Annotated in this window: 10 protein-coding genes; 2 read left to right on the top strand and 8 right to left on the bottom strand. The window is 36.1% G+C overall.

The features are described 5' to 3' along the window. Positions 1-68: 68 nt before the first annotated feature. Positions 69-1,148, top strand: coding sequence for a mechanosensitive ion channel family protein (locus QWY86_RS02815; RefSeq protein ID WP_290238528.1), 1,080 nt, complete (start codon positions 69-71; stop codon positions 1,146-1,148). A 416-nt stretch (positions 1,149-1,564) separates the two neighbouring features. On the opposite strand, the gene QWY86_RS02810 is transcribed toward QWY86_RS02815, so the two are convergent. Both QWY86_RS02810 and QWY86_RS02805 read right to left on the bottom strand, forming a co-directional pair. Beyond that, on the bottom strand, positions 1,565-3,856 hold the full coding sequence (locus tag QWY86_RS02810; protein WP_290238526.1) for a Tex family protein: 2,292 nt from the start codon (positions 3,854-3,856) through the stop codon (positions 1,565-1,567). 290 nt (positions 3,857-4,146) lie between these two features. Beyond that, positions 4,147-4,521, bottom strand: coding sequence for an iron chaperone (locus tag QWY86_RS02805; protein WP_290238524.1), 375 nt, complete (start codon positions 4,519-4,521; stop codon positions 4,147-4,149). Between the two features lie 88 nt (positions 4,522-4,609). On the opposite strand from QWY86_RS02805, the gene QWY86_RS02800 reads away from it, so the two are divergent. Continuing rightward, on the top strand, positions 4,610-4,792 hold the full coding sequence (locus QWY86_RS02800; RefSeq protein WP_290238522.1) for a hypothetical protein: 183 nt from the start codon (positions 4,610-4,612) through the stop codon (positions 4,790-4,792). A 216-nt stretch (positions 4,793-5,008) separates the two neighbouring features. Here QWY86_RS02800 and QWY86_RS02795 read toward each other — a convergent pair whose 3' ends face one another. The 6 genes from QWY86_RS02795 to QWY86_RS02770 form a co-directional block, all read right to left on the bottom strand. Then, a complete protein-coding gene (locus QWY86_RS02795) occupies positions 5,009-5,995 on the bottom strand; it encodes a pyruvate dehydrogenase complex E1 component subunit beta (protein WP_290238521.1) in 987 nt (328 codons plus the stop codon). Positions 5,996-6,211: 216 nt separating this feature from the next. Further along, a complete protein-coding gene (locus QWY86_RS02790) occupies positions 6,212-6,769 on the bottom strand; it encodes a GNAT family N-acetyltransferase (protein WP_290238519.1) in 558 nt (185 codons plus the stop codon). Next, positions 6,769-7,206 (bottom strand): IS200/IS605 family transposase, encoded by a 438-nt coding sequence (tnpA, locus tag QWY86_RS02785; RefSeq protein WP_290238516.1) that lies wholly within the window; start codon positions 7,204-7,206, stop codon positions 6,769-6,771. Before tnpA ends, QWY86_RS02790 begins: the two co-directional genes overlap by 1 nt. Before the next feature lie 445 nt (positions 7,207-7,651). Then, complete coding sequence (locus QWY86_RS02780; protein WP_290238514.1) at positions 7,652-10,516, bottom strand: PD-(D/E)XK nuclease family protein; 2,865 nt, start codon at positions 10,514-10,516, stop codon at positions 7,652-7,654. 22 nt (positions 10,517-10,538) lie between these two features. Further along, positions 10,539-13,376, bottom strand: a complete 2,838-nt coding sequence (locus QWY86_RS02775; protein ID WP_290238512.1) for a TonB-dependent receptor — start codon at positions 13,374-13,376, stop codon at positions 10,539-10,541. An 86-nt stretch (positions 13,377-13,462) separates the two neighbouring features. Then, positions 13,463-16,687, bottom strand: coding sequence for a UvrD-helicase domain-containing protein (locus QWY86_RS02770; RefSeq protein WP_290238509.1), 3,225 nt, complete (start codon positions 16,685-16,687; stop codon positions 13,463-13,465). Between the last annotated feature and the right edge of the window lie 22 nt (positions 16,688-16,709).

Here is a 16,709-nt window from a genome sequence, read left to right as displayed (position 1 = left end):
TGAAAGATGCTTGTTGTTAAAGTATCTATGGCTTTTCAGCCTAATTTATTAACCAACAAATTTCTTAAATGCAGTATTTAGATAATATTTTCGGTTATCCTATTCCGTTATTTTTAAAGAACTTAATCATTGGTATCATTGCAATATTGCTGGGTATTTTGGTTAAGTTTATCATCCATAAAGTATTTATTTTGCTATCTCGCTGGTGGGATTTCATCATCATAAAATCTACCATAAAACACCTCCGCAGACCAATCGCAGTTTTTATTCCTTTACTATTTCTTAATTTTTCACTGGATTTAATGGCGATATCTGCGAAAGTAAAGTTACCATTGGATAAAGTATTAGAAATATGTTTAACTGCAACTTTTGCTCTTATTTTAATTCGATTAATAAATGTGCTCGAAGATTATTTCTACCTCAAGTACGACCTTAACAAAGAAAATAATTTAAAGGAACGAAAAATTAGGACGCAGCTGCAGTTTGTTCGCAAGTTCATAGTTTCACTAATCATCTTAATTACGGCCGCGATTATTCTGCTAAGCTTCGAAAGTATGCGAAAAATAGGCGCTGGGCTATTAACTGGTGTTGGTATTGGCGGAATTATTATCGGTTTTGCGGCACAAAAATCGCTTGGAAATTTACTGGCAGGTTTTCAAATTGCTTTTACACAGCCCATTCGTATAGATGATGTTTTAATAGTTGAGGGCGAATGGGGTAGGGTTGAGGAAATTACGCTGACCTATGTGGTCGTTAGTATTTGGGACCAACGGCGGTTAATTTTACCCATCACTTATTTCATCGAAAAACCCTTTCAAAACTGGACAAGGGTTTCGGCTGATTTACTCGGAACGGTTTTCCTTTATCTCGATTATACCATCCCAATTGAACCCATGCGCCAAGAGCTAACCAGATTGCTAACTTCAAATCCCCTTTGGGATAAGAGAGTCAATGTGGTGCAAGTTACGGATAGTACGAAAGATGGCGCTATTGAAGTTCGTTATTTGATGAGTGCTTCTAATTCCTCCAGAGCTTTTGATTTACGTTGTTATGTGAGGGAAGAAATGATAGCTTTTATTCAAACCAATTACCCTGAAAGTTTACCAAAGAAAAGATTGGAATTTAAGGATAAGTTTGATGGGATTTAGTATCATTTGTCGTCATCTCGACTGGAGCGCAGCGGAATGGAGAGATCTTTGTAATATGTAAACAAAGTTCAAAGATTACTCCACTACGGTCGAAATGACGACAATATAATTTACTTAAACATCCCTTTCAACTTCGCTAATTTTTCCTGTAAATCGCCATCTGCATCTTTAGGTTGAGATTGAGGATGAGATTGAGCTTTAGGCTGAGAACGAGATTGAGAAATGATAGCCTTTATTCAAACAAATTACCTTGAAAGTTTACCAAAGAAAAGATTGGAATTTAAGGATAAGTTTGATGGGATTTAGCATCATTTGTCGTCATCTCGACTGGAGCGCAGCGGAATGGAGAGATCTTTGTAATATGTAAACAAAGTTCAAAGATTACTCCACTACGGTCGAAATGACGACAATATAATTTACTTAAACATCCCTTTCAACTTCGCTAATTTCTCTTGCAAATCGCCATCTGCATCTTTAGGTTGAGATTGAGGACGAGATTGAACTTTAGGCTGAGAACGAGATTGATTATGCTTTGCATTCTGTTCTTTATTCTTTGCTCCTTGCTCCTTATCCTTCGTCCCCACTTCAGTCTTCATCGATAACGAAATCCTTTTACGAGCCACATCAACCTCCATTACCGTAACTTCAACTTTTTGATGCACCTTAACTACATCGTTCGGGTTAGCAACGAAACGATTAGCCAACTGACTGGTATGCACCAAACCATCCTGGTGAACGCCAATATCTACAAAAGCACCGAAATTGGTTATGTTGGTTACAATTCCAGGTAATTTCATTCCAATTCTTAAATCAGCTATTTCATTAACACCATCCGTAAAACTGAAAGCCTCGAATTGCTCACGCGGATCGCGACCGGGTTTTGCCAGTTCCTTTAAAATATCAGTTAAAGTTGGCAAGCCGATTTCATCGGTAACATATTGTTGAGGTTTAATTTGCTTTTGAAGTTGCGCATCTTTCATCAAAGTCGAAACAGTTGTACCCAAATCTTTGGCCATTTTATCTACCACAGCATAACGTTCTGGGTGAACACCACTGGTATCCAAAACGTTTTCTGCATTGCGGATACGTAAGAAACCAGCCGCTTGCTCGTAAGCTTTATCGCCCAAGCGAGCTACTTTTTTCAAGCTTTCACGGTTTTTAAAAGCGCCGTTTGTGTTTCTGTAATCCACAATGTTTTGCGCCAAGGTTGGTCCTAAACCAGATACATAAGCTAAAATTTGTTTCGAAGCCGTGTTTAATTCTACACCTACCGCATTTACCGCACTAATTACGGTATCATCCAAACTGGCTTGTAGTTTAGTTTGGTCAACATCATGCTGATATTGCCCAACACCGATAGATTTCGGGTCGATTTTTACCAATTCTGCCAATGGGTCCATCAATCTACGACCAATTGAAACCGCCCCACGAACGGTGATATCTTGTGTTGGAAATTCCTCACGAGCCACATCAGAAGCAGAATAAATTGAAGCACCACTTTCATTCACCATCACTATTGTAACATTTGGTAAATTTAACCCGCGAACAAAAGCCTCGGTTTCTCTACCAGCCGTTCCGTTGCCAATAGCAATTGCTTCAACATTATGTTTTTCGCAAAGTTGTTGAATCGTAACTTCTGCATTTTTAACGTTTCCTTGTCCGGTATGCGGATAAATCGCTGTGTTTTCTAATAGCTGACCTTGCTTATCCAAACAAACCACTTTACAACCCGTACGGAAACCTGGGTCGATAGACATTACATTTTTTTGCCCCATTGGTGCAGCCAACAATAACTGACGGGCATTTTCTGCGAAAACACGAATCGCTTCTTCATCGGCTTTTTGTTTGGTTAAAACACGCAATTCGGTTTCCATTGCTGGCTCTAATAAACGTTTGTAACCATCTTCTAAAGCTTGTTGAACCTGTTTCGAAGCCGCATTATTTCCTAAAATGAACTGTTTTTCTAAAATTGCTAAAGCGTCTTCTGCGGGAGGCAAAGCGTCTAAACGTAAAATCAATTCCTTCTCACCACGGCGCATGGCTAAAACACGGTGCGAGGCCGCTGTTTTTACTGGCTCAGTCCACTCAAAATAATCTTTATACTTAATGCCCTCTTCTTCTTTTCCTTTTATCACTTCCGATTTGAAGACCGCCTTTTCCTGAAAATAAGTGCGCATTTTTGTACGGGCTTCTGCATTTTCCGAAATCATTTCGGCAATAATATCTCTTGCGCCAGCCAAAGCTTCATCAAACGTATTTACGCCTTTCTCGGTATCAATAAATTTATCGGCAGCAGCTTCTAAATCAAAGCTTTTCTGCTCAAAAATTTGTAGGGCCAATGGTTCCAAACCTTTTTCTTTTGCCATCGAAGCACGTGTTTTGCGCTTCGGTTTGTAAGGCAGGTAAATATCTTCTAAAAGCGAAATGGTTTCAGCTTCGTTTATTTGTTTTTCCAGTTCTGGCGTTAGTTTTCCAAGCTCAGTCATCGATTTTAAAATCGCTTCGCGGCGCTTGTCTAAATCGCGTAATTGCAAAACCCTGTCGCGTATTCCTGCTACCTGCACCTCGTCTAAACTCCCCGTTAATTCTTTACGGTAACGCGAAATAAATGGTACTGTTGCGCCCTCGTCTAACAAATTTACGGTTGCGGTTACTTGTTTTTCTGCAACGTTTAATTCGGCTGCAATTATTTTATGGTGAGCTAACATATTCAAAAATTAATGTCGCAAAGCTAATCAGGATTTACTGGATTTAAGGATTTTTAAGATGAAGTTTTCCACCAGATATTGTGAGTAAAATTATGGTAGGATTTACAGGGTTTTTGTGAGTTTTAGAGATTGATTTTTTGAAAAGCAAAGACAGTAGATTTTATTAATATCCGTCGGGCTTTACGCTATATTCCCGATGAAAAATCGGGATATGCCGCTTCAATCCCGTTTAGAAAATTCTGTTTATGCAACTATTTTGGGTTACATGGGGAATCGTATCAGAATGTGTATTATTTCTTTTTCTCCGCTTCTTTTTCCAAATCTCGCTCTGCTTTAAATTTTGTAATTCTGGTAATCAAATCCAAAGGCATTGGTTTATTTATGGGAAACTGTACTGCACCTTTGCTCCATTTATAATCGCCAAATTCGTGTTGAAAGGCTTCGATGCCTGAGCCTGTTGGATAAAAACCAATATGTTTTGCATAACCTGCAAAGTAAACTAAAATACCATTTTGCTTAAATGCCGGCATTTTATAGCTAATTACTTCTGTTGCGTTTGGCACAGCATTTTGAATGGTTTCTCTAACTTGTTGCAAAATTTCTTGCGTTTTTGCAGGGAATAGCGCAATGTATTCATCGATGGTTTTTGGGTCTGTCTTTTCCATAGCAATTGGTTAGTAGCTAAGATAATAAATTATATTTATTTGCTTTTTGATTTATGCAGGAACCCAATTAAGTTTTTAGCACAGGTTTTTGTTAAATAAACCAGACAGAAATGGAAATACTTTTTGTGATAATGACGAAAAAAAAGCTACGTCTTTCCGCCACGCAATGGCGAGAATTGACGCAAAAACAGTAGTGCACAAAAAGATTGAAATGAATGGCGGGACTGCTGTAACCGAAGAATTACGGATATTGGTTTTCAGAAATATTTGACCATGTAAGGAATGTAAGATACATATGAGCCCGGAGAAGAAATCTTTACGCTTTTATTTTAAAGTAGTTATATGTGAAAAGAACACCCCGCCCTACGGGCACCCCTCTAAAAGAGGGAATAAAAAATCCCCCAAATTGCTTTGGAGGATTTATATTTTTTTGTCTTCTAATACTTGTCCCGATATTTTTAGGGAAGCTCAGACTGACAGGTTGTGCTTATTTTGTAGCGTACATTACTTCTTTAACCGCTTTGATAACTTTTTCTGCGTTTGGTAAGCTTGCAGCAATTAATGTTGGCGAGTATGGAAGTGGAACATCTGCACAAGTGATACGTAAAACTGGCGCATCTAGGTAATCGAAAGCTCTTTTTTGTACCATGAAAGCAATCTCACCAGAAAGTGATGCTAACGGCCAAGCTTCTTCAACCACAACTAAGCGATTTGTTTTCTTAACCGATTCGATAATGGTATCGTAATCGATAGGACGAACGGTACGTAAATCGATAACTTCTACGTTAATTCCTTCTTTAGTTAATTCTTCTACAGCAGGGTTAACTACGCGGGTTAACATTTTACCGAAAGTTACGATGGTTACATCAGTACCTTGTTTGGTTACGTTTGCTTTACCGAATTCGATGTAATATTCTTCTGCGGGAACATCGCCTTTATCGCCGTACATTACTTCAGATTCCATGAAAATTACTGGGTCTGGGTCGATAATGGCTTGTTTTAATAAACCTTTAGCTTCGTATGGAGTTGATGGAACAACTACTTTTAAACCTGGAGTGTTTGCAAACCAGTTTTCGAAGTTTTGTGAGTGTTGTGCACCTAATTGACCTGCGTTACCTGTTGGACCGCGGAAAACCATAGGGCATGAGAACTGACCACCGCTCATTGATAAAATTTTAGCTGCGCCGTTAATGATTTGGTCGATAGCTACCAATGAGAAGTTGAATGTCATAAATTCGACAATTGGAATAAGGCCTGCTGTTGCAGCACCAGTTGCAATACCTGCGAAACCTAATTCGGCAATCGGGGTATCGATAATGCGTTTCGCACCAAATTCATCAAGCATGCCTTGACTTACTTTGTACGCTCCGTTATATTCTGCTACTTCTTCACCTAATAAAAAAACGCGGTCATCTTTACGCATTTCTTCGCTCATGGCTTCGCGTAGTGCTTCTCTAAATTGGATTTCTCTCATTGTAAATTTTAATAACGGTGGCAAATATAATTATTAAAAGCATTGAAACCAAAGGGAATTAGGCGTGTATTTTGTAATAATTATGCTTGGTTTTAATGGCTTTTTGCAGGTTAAGGTTTCTATTTTAATGGTTTTTGGATAATAGCTAAAATATTATTTCGCAATGGGATGAGTTAGGTTGTTTTTGTATTACTCTTTATCTATTTCTCCAAATATTTAATGATCAGGATTCATCAAACCATAAATTTCGCTGTCTAAAAACTGCCCGCGGAAATAATAATCTTGCTTAAAATGCGCTTCTTTGGCAAAGCCGTGTTTAATAAGCATTTGCCTTGATGCATCATTTTCTACATTAATGTTTGCTTTTATGGTGTGCAAATTCATATCCTCAAAGCCAAAATCTATGGTTCTTTTTAAGGCTTCGGATATCATTCCTTTCCGCCAATAATCGGGGTGAAGCATATATCCAACTTCTGCCCGGTGGTTTGCATAATCTGTTCGCCAGAAACCAATGGAGCCAATCATTTCGTTGGGATTTTCTTTTAATGCAATTACCCAAGCAAGGTTGTCGCCATTTTCGAAGCCCTCGTTAAACTTGGTAATAAAGGTTTTGATTTCCATTAAATCTTTTGGTCGCTCACGGTCAATGTACTTCATAACCGTTTCATTGGTGCGCATTGCGAATAATGCCTCGGCATCTGCCAAATTGTGTTCTCTTAAAATCAATCGCTCGGTTTCGAGGTTTGGAAATTTAGTGAAGTTGAGGGTTAGCATTATATTTTTTTTATTATCTCAAATTTATATTTATCTGCGAATTCTTTTACTTCTGTTCCAAATGTTTTTTTTGAATGATGCGACTCTTGATTTTTGATGTAGTTTGTAACCGCTTCTAATTGTGATTCGCTTACTGATACTGCGAAATAATCATCCTGCCACATGAATGTCCCATCAACAAGCATATTTTTGTTAATCCAAAACCCAGATTCGCCTTTAATAAGCTGTGCAACTTTGGCGATATTTTGTTCTTTTCCTAAAGATATTAAGCAATGCAGATGGTCTGTGTATCCATTTATAGCTTTAAGGAAGATGGATTGTTTTTCACAGTTTTCAATAATGTGTTTTTGAACTTGATAACGGATGTTTTTGGTTAAATAGGGATGTCGGTTTTTTGTTGAGAACACCAAGTGAACCCAAATTTTTACATACGACATATTTTATGGTTTGGCTAAAGCCAATATAAGAAAATAATTATTATCCGTCGGCTGAAGCCAGACGGCAAAGAGATAACTGAGGAGAGTGATATTGCCTTTATGCGTTTGCTAAGATTAATTGCCGTTGGTTTCAACCAACGGTTAAAGTTTATGCATTGCCAAAGCCAATATAAGAAAATAATTTTTATCCGTCGGCTGAAGCTGGACGGCAAAGAAGTGACTGAGCAGAGTGATATCGCCTCTATGCATTTGCAAGATTAATTGCGGTTGGTTTCAACCAACGGTTTAAGTTTATGGTTTGGCTAAAGCCACCCAAATATTTAATATAGGCAGTCAGCTAAAGCAGACTGCAATTAATGCATGTATATTGGGCGATTTGAAATCTTCATTGCCATTGGTTTCAACCAACGGTTAGAGATTGGTTGCCATTTGGCTTTAGCCAAACCTATTTCCCAAACAAAGTTTTATAAATCGAATACTTATAATTATCGGGTATCTCGCTGGCTTTAAAATAAGGTGCGCCAAATAATTCGGTTAGTTTTTCTTTAAGTTTAGCCAGAAACATAGGTTTTATTTCCTCAAGGAAATCGCCTCGCAAAACTTGTCGGTTAGATTTAAACCAAACGCCGCCATAAACTGGGTCGTTCATGGTTTTAACAATATATAGATTTGGCTCAACACAAGTTTTTCCAGCAGATTGCTCGTAAGCATAAGTATAAAGTAACGTTTGAATTAATGCTTTGTTAATGTGTTTACCGTCAGAATTAAAAAGTTCTTCAACATCCTTAAAAGCTAATTTGTCGCTCCCTGTTTTATAATCTACAATTTTGGTGATGCCATCCTTAACATCCACCCTATCGATATAACCGAAAATTTTAATGCTTTCCTCTTTGCCATTTAGCGAAAAACTGATTATGGCCTCAACTTTTTGCTCCAAACTGATGATGGTAAATGGCGTTTGCGAAATATCCTGGTCTAAAATGATTTTAACATAAGCTTCCACGATTGCAAGTATCACTTTTTGCATGCCTTTATATTCCATCACCAAATCTGGATGGTTAAACATTACCGCGTTAAAAGCTTTTTGAATGAGTTTTGGAACCAACTTCCTTTGCTCATTAATTCGTTCGGCAGTAATTTCAGCTTTGCGTAAATCCTCATAAAAATATTCCATCACCTTGTGCAAGATAGAACCAATTTCATTTGCTTCTACAACGGCACTAATCTCTTTAGGCTCTTTTATGCCTGCAATGTAGTTGAAGAAAAAATCAATCGGGTTCGAAATATATTGCGTTAGAGCCGATGGAGAAAGGATTTTCTTTTTATCCAGATATTTTTGCAACGTTTCCTGAATGAAAGCATTGTTGGTTTTCTCAATCTGAACTTCTTTAAAAGCTTCGGTTTTTACTTCGAGATTTAATTCGTGGTAAGTAAAGTTAAAACCACTTTCGTATTCCAATTGCTTTAAAATTCTGCTGGCTTCGCCCGATGTACTTTCATCCGTTAGGCTGTTGTAAACAAAATTGATGTTTTTTGCCCTTTGCATCAATCTGTAAACCATATAAGATGAAATCGCATCTAAATTCTCCAGAACTGGCAAGCCATAAACCCTGCGGATGGAATCCGGAATAAAGCTATTTCCGATGGATGATTTTGGAATGATGCCCTCATTAAAGCCTAAAATAACAACCTTGTCAAAATTTAGATTTCTGGTTTCGAGCAAACCCATAACCTGTATGCCATTGAGCGGGTCGCCAGAAAGCGGGACAGCGATGGCTTGCAGCGATTTTTGGACCAAATAAATTACGAATGGAATCTCCTCCTTCCCTATATGACTGTTGAAAGTATCGTGTAAGCGGTTTAGCTCCTGAATGGTTTTTACGAAAAGCTCCGCATCGATTTTCTTTAAGGTTTTCGCATTCGATAATCTGGTTAAAACAAAATCCAAAACCTCGAGTAAATTCGTGACAACAAACTGCGGTTCCTCAATTTTTTTGTAGAAAACTTCGAATAAACCATTTTGCCTTAAAAGGCGTTTGTGGTCTATCTCAACCTGATTTTCTTCCAAAAGTGCGGTCAGGATTTTATCACGCATTTTTTGCGACAAACCTGTTAATGGATGGGTTAGAAAAGCTTCAACACTTTTGTAGCTAATTTTATCGCTCTGCAAAACCTCTAGCTGGCTGGTTAGCCATAAATCTACCAAGCCAAAAATGCTTGAAGTTGATAAAGCAAAACCCATCGTTACATTGAGGTCGATTTCAGTTCCATTGAAACTTGCCGGAATGGTTTGTAGAGTTGGAATGAGCAAGCTTTCATCGGCTAAAACCACAACTGTTTTGCCAACCGTTTCGGCATTCGTATAATCTTCTTCTAAAATATTATTAAGAATTTTTGCTTGCGCAGATTGCCCCTGAACCTTGAAAACGCTAACATCATGTTGCTCAGTTTTCATTAAACTTTCCCGGTTAGCAAACTCATTTTTCAAACCAAGCAGGTTAAGGTTTTTCCTTAAAAACAAGCCAGCTTCCTGAGAAGTATCATCTAAATAATAACGGTCTGCATCGAAATAAAAAAGTGCTTTTTCGGCTTCCTGCAATTGCGTAAAAATTTTCGCTTCCGCACTGCTCAACGCATTAAAGCCAACAAATATGATTTTTCCTTTTTCAAAGTTGGAAATAAATTCCTGGTGACTTGTAATATCATCAGCCAAATGGCGATATACAGAACCATTGGTTAAATAACCCTGTTCCTTTAATACAGTGTGAAATTTATTATAAAGTTTGGGCATTCTGCGCCACATTTTTATAAAAAGTTCTTGCTGTTTTTTATGTTTTCCCTCAGAATAAGAAGTCCAGAATTGGGAGAGAAACTGATATTGTTCAGGGCTTAAATAATCGAAATCTTGGTTGATAATTGAAATATCTTCCAAATCGCGATACAATTTTTCGGCATCAACTAAATCCGCATCAATTTGGTTAAAATCGCTCAAAATAATTTTTGCCAGCGGAAAAAATTTATGGCTTGAAATGGTTTCGAGTTTTTCTTCAGCCAAAAGCTGATTATAAATTTTGTGTAGCGTAAAAAACTGCAAATAGAAATCGGCAATTTTAAAATTGGTAGAGCAGGCAAAAAACTCTTGTATGGTAAAAAAAGATGGGCTGAAAAATGGCTTGCCAATAATATCAGCAAAGTGTTTTTGCAAATAAGCGGCTGGTCTCTTGTTATTAAAAACAATGGCGCAGTTTTCTAGCTCATTTCCAAATCTGGCAATTAAATCTTCGGCAACTTCTTGTAAAAATGGTTTCATTTAATAAATTTTGCTTTGTTATTTAATCGGTTCTCAATCTAAATTTTTTACCTCCAAAGGTTGATATATTATAATTCAATCCAAAGTTAACTACACGCATCACTTGGTTATTTCTGCTTTCGATAATGGTATTCCCAAATATACTCTGCGAAATATTATTACCTTCATTAAGTAAATCGTTAACACTAACTGTACAAGATAGACTTTTACTTTTTAAGAATGATTTTCCAACTCCTAAGTTAATAATCAATGGATTTATATTATTTAAATTATAACCTTTAGTAAATCTTTTATTTCCACTGAAGTTAAAATTCCATGATTTAAGGGCTGTTCCATTTCCAGATGCACCAAGGTTAAACGATTGTGTTTTAGCATTTATATTTTGAGTAATTGTATTAGCAGTATTATTGTTGTTGAGCATATAATTCCCATTAAAACCAAAGCGAAAATTTTTAAGTCGTAAAGATGACGAAATGTTGCTGCTTAAACTTTTGGTTGTAAAAAACGATTGACCTGTATTCATTAATAAGTTATAGTTAAAAGAAGGGTCGGTAGGCATAGGATACATGAAGTTATTATCATTATTTGTGCTCATACTGTAAGTTAAACTTACATTGGTGGTTACCTTTTTCTGGTTCATTGAGCCATTAATGCTTTGCGAAAAATTTAGTCCCTGATTATATGTTTTTATACTATTTACAATTGCAATCTTTCTAGAATTACCAATAGTACCGTTTAAACTAATTGAAAATTTTCTTTTATTGAATGGGATATTTAGATCATAGTTTCCATTAATACTATAGTTTCCATTCGCATTCTCAAAACGTGTTTCTTGCTTAAAGGCCCCAAGTGTATCAGAAATAAAAGTAGTGCTGTTAACAATCTCATTCCTGATTGTATTATAGCTAACACCAGTCATAAATGAAATGTTAGATTTTTTCCCAAATGAATTAAAACTGGCTGAAAGTGAATTACTAAATGATGATTTCAGATTTGGGTTTCCAATTACAATATTCTGCAAATTACGTGTGTTTCTTACAGGTTGAATCTGCATAATGGACGGATTACTATTCTGTCCACGATAAAAAATCGATAATGATTTTGAACTACTAATTGTCTTTGAATAATTAATGCTTGGAGAGATATTGATATAATTATTATTGAATGTTGAATTTAGTTCGGGATAGTTATTCTTTATTAAGTTTGGACTAATATTTAGCCCAGCACTCATCCTGTTTTTCTTGCCAGATTGGTTATAATTAAGACTTAAAGACTGATTTATTGAGGCATTTCTGGTAAATATACTCAATGAATCTATTTTAACATTTCTACCAGTTGCAGGATTAAGCACCAGCGTTTGTAAGTCGCTTTCGGTGATGTTTGCTGAGCCATGATAGTTAACGGATAAGCTTTTTGTAAAAATAGTATCCTTTTTTAAGAGGAAACTATAACTTACACCGAAATTAAATCGTTTAGTATCTCCGTTATTATAAACTATTCTATTAAGTAATGAATCCTTTTGCAAAATGCCAGCTGCTGAGTAATACAATGTATTTGTGCTGATATCTTGATTAGATTTATTGGTAGAATTTGAAAATGAAAAATTTCCTGAGAAGGTATTTTTATTAAGTTTCTTTGAGAAATCTAAATTTACTTGCAGATTAGGTGCAGTATTACTGGAATTAGAGTTATTTTTAAAATCTTGTCTTATAAAACCTGTTTGATTATTCAAAGAATTTGCAGCTGATTCAGATTGATTGTAATTTAAGGATGCTGAGCCCGTAACAAAAATATCTTTAGTGGTTTGATTCAAATTTAGGCCAAAATTATGACCATTATTAGAAGATTGATTAAAGTTTTCTAGTCGGCTATTTAATCTTCCTAACTCACTCACGGTTTCAGCAATCTGCATGGTTCTATTATTATTGTTATTGCCATTAAAATTATAGTTAGCGCCAAACCGAGCGTTTTTATTAATTTTATCGTTAATGGAAAGTGATGTGTTTTTATTTTTTGAAAGTCCTGCTCCATTATCGGCAACATTGTAGCCCATCCCTCCACTAATTTGTTTCGAACCCTTCCAGTAATTACCATTCGCACCTCCTCCAATTTGTCTGTTGGTTCCACCGTTTAAGGCAATAAAACCAAACTGCCCCTTGTTCATGCCTGGTTTTGTAACGATATTCAGCATTTTGTTAGGCTCACCAACTTTAATGCCCGTAAAATTTGCCATATCGCCGAAATCATCAATTACTTGTATTTTGGCAACAATTCCTGCAGGAAGTTTTGAAATAAAGTCTTTAACATTATTAGTAAAAAAGTCTTCACCATTAACCCTCAGCTTAGTCATGCTTTTACCCATGGCAGTAACATTTTCATCATCATCAACCTCTACACCAGGAAGCTGTTTTAATAAGTCGCTTACTCTATCATCATCCTGAACATTAAATGCATTTGCATCATATTCAATAGTATCTTGCATGTACTTAATTGCCACAGGCTTTGCTTTAATTATTACATCGGGCAAGGTTATTTCTCCTGCTGATAAAATTATTGTGCCCAGGTCTATTTCCTGCATATCAGGCTTTATTGTGTATTTAGCCATTCGGGTGTTAAATCCAACAGCACTAATGTGTATTGTAATTTGCTTTGCATTTATTTTAGAAAATGTAAAACGACCATTGTCATCTGTTGTGGTACGCAGAGAATCTTTAGTAGAATATAGCCTTACCGTGATATTGCTCATTGCTTTCTTTGTCGAATCAGCAACTACGCCAGTAACCTCACAGTTAGTTTGTGCAAAAAGAGATTTGCCAAATAGTAGTAAAATTACAACGAGTGGAACTAGAAAGTTTTTCAATGAGTAGCGTAATTTTATAAATATGGTTTTAGCTTAAGATGGATTTCCTTCAAAATTTCCATAAGCATCAGGACATATTAATTTGGTTAATTAAATACTGGTTTCAGTTTTTGATTAACTGCATAAAACAAATAGGCATGAATATTTTCATATCCCATTTGACTAAGTAATTTTTTATAATTTAATACCTGTTCAATGTGTTTATCGCTTTCTTCCAAAGTAAATTTATAATCCAGAATAATCACTTCATCGGCGTTTATTAAAACCTTATCTGGTCGATGGAGCTTGCCGTTTGCATCAATAATGTTTTTTTCGGTGATGCTTTCGGTTGCTTTATTTAAAATCTCTTTTAGTTCTGGATGATTTAAAACTTCCATTGCAGATTCCGCCAGTTTTTCCTTTTCTTCTGCCTTGATTATGCCTTGTAGAATAAGATTTGAGATGTAATCCTCCACACCTTTTTCGGTAGTTGCGCTCGCTAAAATATCATGAAGCAAAGAACCTTCTCTACCAGAATTTTCGATGTTAACCAAATGCTTTAAGTGCTTTTCTTCTGATGGAATATAAAGCTCAGATAATCGGCTAGTGGTTGGATAATGCTTTAAATTAATGAAATTCGTTTCTTCAGTTTTGCTTTCATTTTTTATAAAATCCACAATTTCGTAAACGCCATTTTCATCAAACTGTTCATCGAAAGTGAAGTTTATCACATCGCCCATGTTCGAAAGTTTTGGCTCTTTTTTGCCCATCGTAGCGATATATAAATAATCTTTCGACCGCGTTGTGGCAACATAAAGCATGTTTAAGGCATCCATATTGTTGTAGAGCAATTCTTCATAATAAGCTTGTGCAATGGCAGAATCGGCCAAAGCCTCATTATATTTTAAAGGAATTCCTCTAAGCTCTTTATAAATCGTATCTTCTGATGAAACCCAGAAAGTTGAATTTGTTTTACCCTTAACTTCCCAATTGCAAAACGGCAAAAAGACAGCTCTAAAAGCTAATCCTTTAGATTTATGGATGGTAATAATTTGAATGGCATCTGCACCTTCGGGCGATGGAAGCGATTTTTTTATACCATCTTCATCCCACCAGGTTAAAAAGGAAATGATGCCTTTTTCACCAAGTTTTCCCGCATTAGCGGTTAAATCTCTAAAAGCTAATAAATAAGGTAGATGCTGATTGAGGTTTTTAAGGTCGTACGCTTCAAATAAAATTTCGACTAATTCTGCCAAGGGAAGTTGTAGCCACGATTGCCAGTTTTCGCAAAGCGATTTTGGTAAAACATGACTTAAAGAACTTAATGAGGTATTATTTAAGTTTAAATAATGATTTGCATTTGCTTCTTTTTCGTGCAGCGAATGGTAAAGTGCAATGCAGTTTGCCTTGTATAAAGCGGTTTGCGCATCTAAACCAATTAATGTTTTCAAAGTATTGATGATAAGTTGTACAGCAGAATTATTCGAAATCAGCAAGGCATCACCAGATAAAACAGGAAGTTTTTGCTCCATCAATTTTTGAACGGTTAACATGGCCTCGCTATTGGAGCGAACCAGGATTGCAATATCCTTTAGCGCATAATGCTGTTCATTTTTTAGGTAGAGAATCTCCTCAATAATATCATTCAGCGCAATATCTCTGAAAATTGTTTCCGTAAAACGCACTTCATCTGGCGCATGTTCTTTGCTAAATTTTTTAATTTTTATGGTTCCGCCCTTTACGGTTTGTGGCGCAAAATTTTGCGTAGAACCTGCGTAAATATCAGTAATTATGGAGTTGTAATATTGCGAATCCCACCAGGCTGTAATATGTGCGGGTTTGCCAGTAATATTCTGATTCAGCTCTTCCTGAAGTGTTGCCGGTATTTGTCGGTAAAGGAAATTATTGAAGGTGATGATGTTTTCGGTACTGCGATAATTTTCTTCTAAACTATCTTCGATAACATTGTGCGCACCAACATCTAACTTTGCATGTTTATGTAAGATGTTCCAATCGCCATTTCGCCAACGGTAAATAGATTGTTTCGTGTCGCCAACAATCAGATGGTCGGTTAAATCTAAGCTTGGCGTGGCAATGGCATTGGTTAATAGGGATTTAAAACTTCCCCACTGACTGGTTGATGTATCCTGGAATTCATCAAACAAAAAATTACGGTAACGATTGCCAACTTTTTCCCAAATAAATGATGGATTGTCGCCTGCATCTTCTGTAATTCCCGAAATTAATTTTTGCGCATCACTGATTAAAAGATTATCATTTTCTGCCCGATATTCTTTCAGCAGGACTGCAATTTCCTGCATCAAACGTAAATAATACAGGTTTTTATTAAAGGCGATTGCCAACTGGTAATTTGGCAAATGATTTAGATAATGTGTTTTAATCTGCTGTAAAATCGGGTTAACTGTAGCAAAAGCTTCAGGATTATCTGCATTTTTTTGAAACCATTCATCAGGCTCATCGATAAGGTTAAAAAGCGCTTCAATTTTTGAAAAATCACCTCTTGCCACCACAACTAATTTCGTCAGCGGACTTCTAGATTTTCCTTTTAACTGATCGTTTTCTACACCTAAAACTTCAAGTGCTTCACGGGCATCAGTTGCTAACTGAATAATTTCGCTCTCAAAATTTTTGATTTCATCTTTGGTAACACTGATGTATTTTTTGAATAGTTCATCAATGTTCTCTAATCCTAATTCTTCAACCGCAGATTCAAAAATCTGAAATCGTTCTGAGAAAATTTCTCCAATAAGGTTATAGAGTTCGATTTTGTAATTCCAACTTTTATTATCGCTGATGCGTTCGATTGCCAAATCAATAATCCACTGTAAAAGTTGTTTATTGTCATTTAAAGCTTCATCAAGCTTATTTACCAAATCGTCTTTTACCTTATCATAATTCATTTCTAAATTATAATCGGCATTTAAACCCAACTCAAATGCGAAGCCACGAATAACTTTTTGCACAAAACCATCAATAGTACTTACCGAAAAACGACTGTAATCGTGAAGAATTTTTCGGTAAATTTTATCTGCTTTGCTTTGAAGTTCCTGAGAACTCAATTGTGGATAAGCTTTTAGAATCAACTTTCGGTAATCATCAATTTTTTTTGAAGGATTTCCTTGAGCCAGGCCAATTAAAACCTCTAAAATTCGGGTTTTCATTTCTTCTGTAGCCTTGTTGGTAAAGGTTACGGCTAAAATTTCTCGGTATTTATTCTCGCTAGAAAAAAGTAGTGTGAGGTAATGTGCAGTTAAACTGAACGTTTTACCTGAGCCTGCAGAAGCTTGAAGAATTTTTAAAGGTTGAGGCATAAAATGATTTCGTTTCGGAATT

The organism is Pedobacter aquatilis, assembly GCF_030409415.1.
GTDB classification, from domain to species: Bacteria; Bacteroidota; Bacteroidia; order Sphingobacteriales; family Sphingobacteriaceae; genus Pedobacter; species Pedobacter aquatilis.
This window is presented reverse-complemented; position numbering and strand designations above follow the sequence as displayed.

Excerpts from the sequence above, each read along its gene's own strand:
- QWY86_RS02815 (WP_290238528.1), top strand. The coding sequence starts at position 69 with ATGCAGTATTTAGATAATATTTTCGGTTATCCTATTCCGTTATTTTTA.
- QWY86_RS02810 (WP_290238526.1), bottom strand. The coding sequence starts at position 3,856 with ATGTTAGCTCACCATAAAATAATTGCAGCCGAATTAAACGTTGCAGAA.
- QWY86_RS02805 (WP_290238524.1), bottom strand. The coding sequence starts at position 4,521 with ATGGAAAAGACAGACCCAAAAACCATCGATGAATACATTGCGCTATTC.
- QWY86_RS02795 (WP_290238521.1), bottom strand. The coding sequence starts at position 5,995 with ATGAGAGAAATCCAATTTAGAGAAGCACTACGCGAAGCCATGAGCGAA.
- QWY86_RS02790 (WP_290238519.1), bottom strand. The coding sequence starts at position 6,769 with ATGCTAACCCTCAACTTCACTAAATTTCCAAACCTCGAAACCGAGCGA.
- tnpA (WP_290238516.1), bottom strand. The coding sequence starts at position 7,206 with ATGTCGTATGTAAAAATTTGGGTTCACTTGGTGTTCTCAACAAAAAAC.
- QWY86_RS02780 (WP_290238514.1), bottom strand. The coding sequence starts at position 10,516 with ATGAAACCATTTTTACAAGAAGTTGCCGAAGATTTAATTGCCAGATTT.
- QWY86_RS02770 (WP_290238509.1), bottom strand. The coding sequence starts at position 16,687 with ATGCCTCAACCTTTAAAAATTCTTCAAGCTTCTGCAGGCTCAGGTAAA.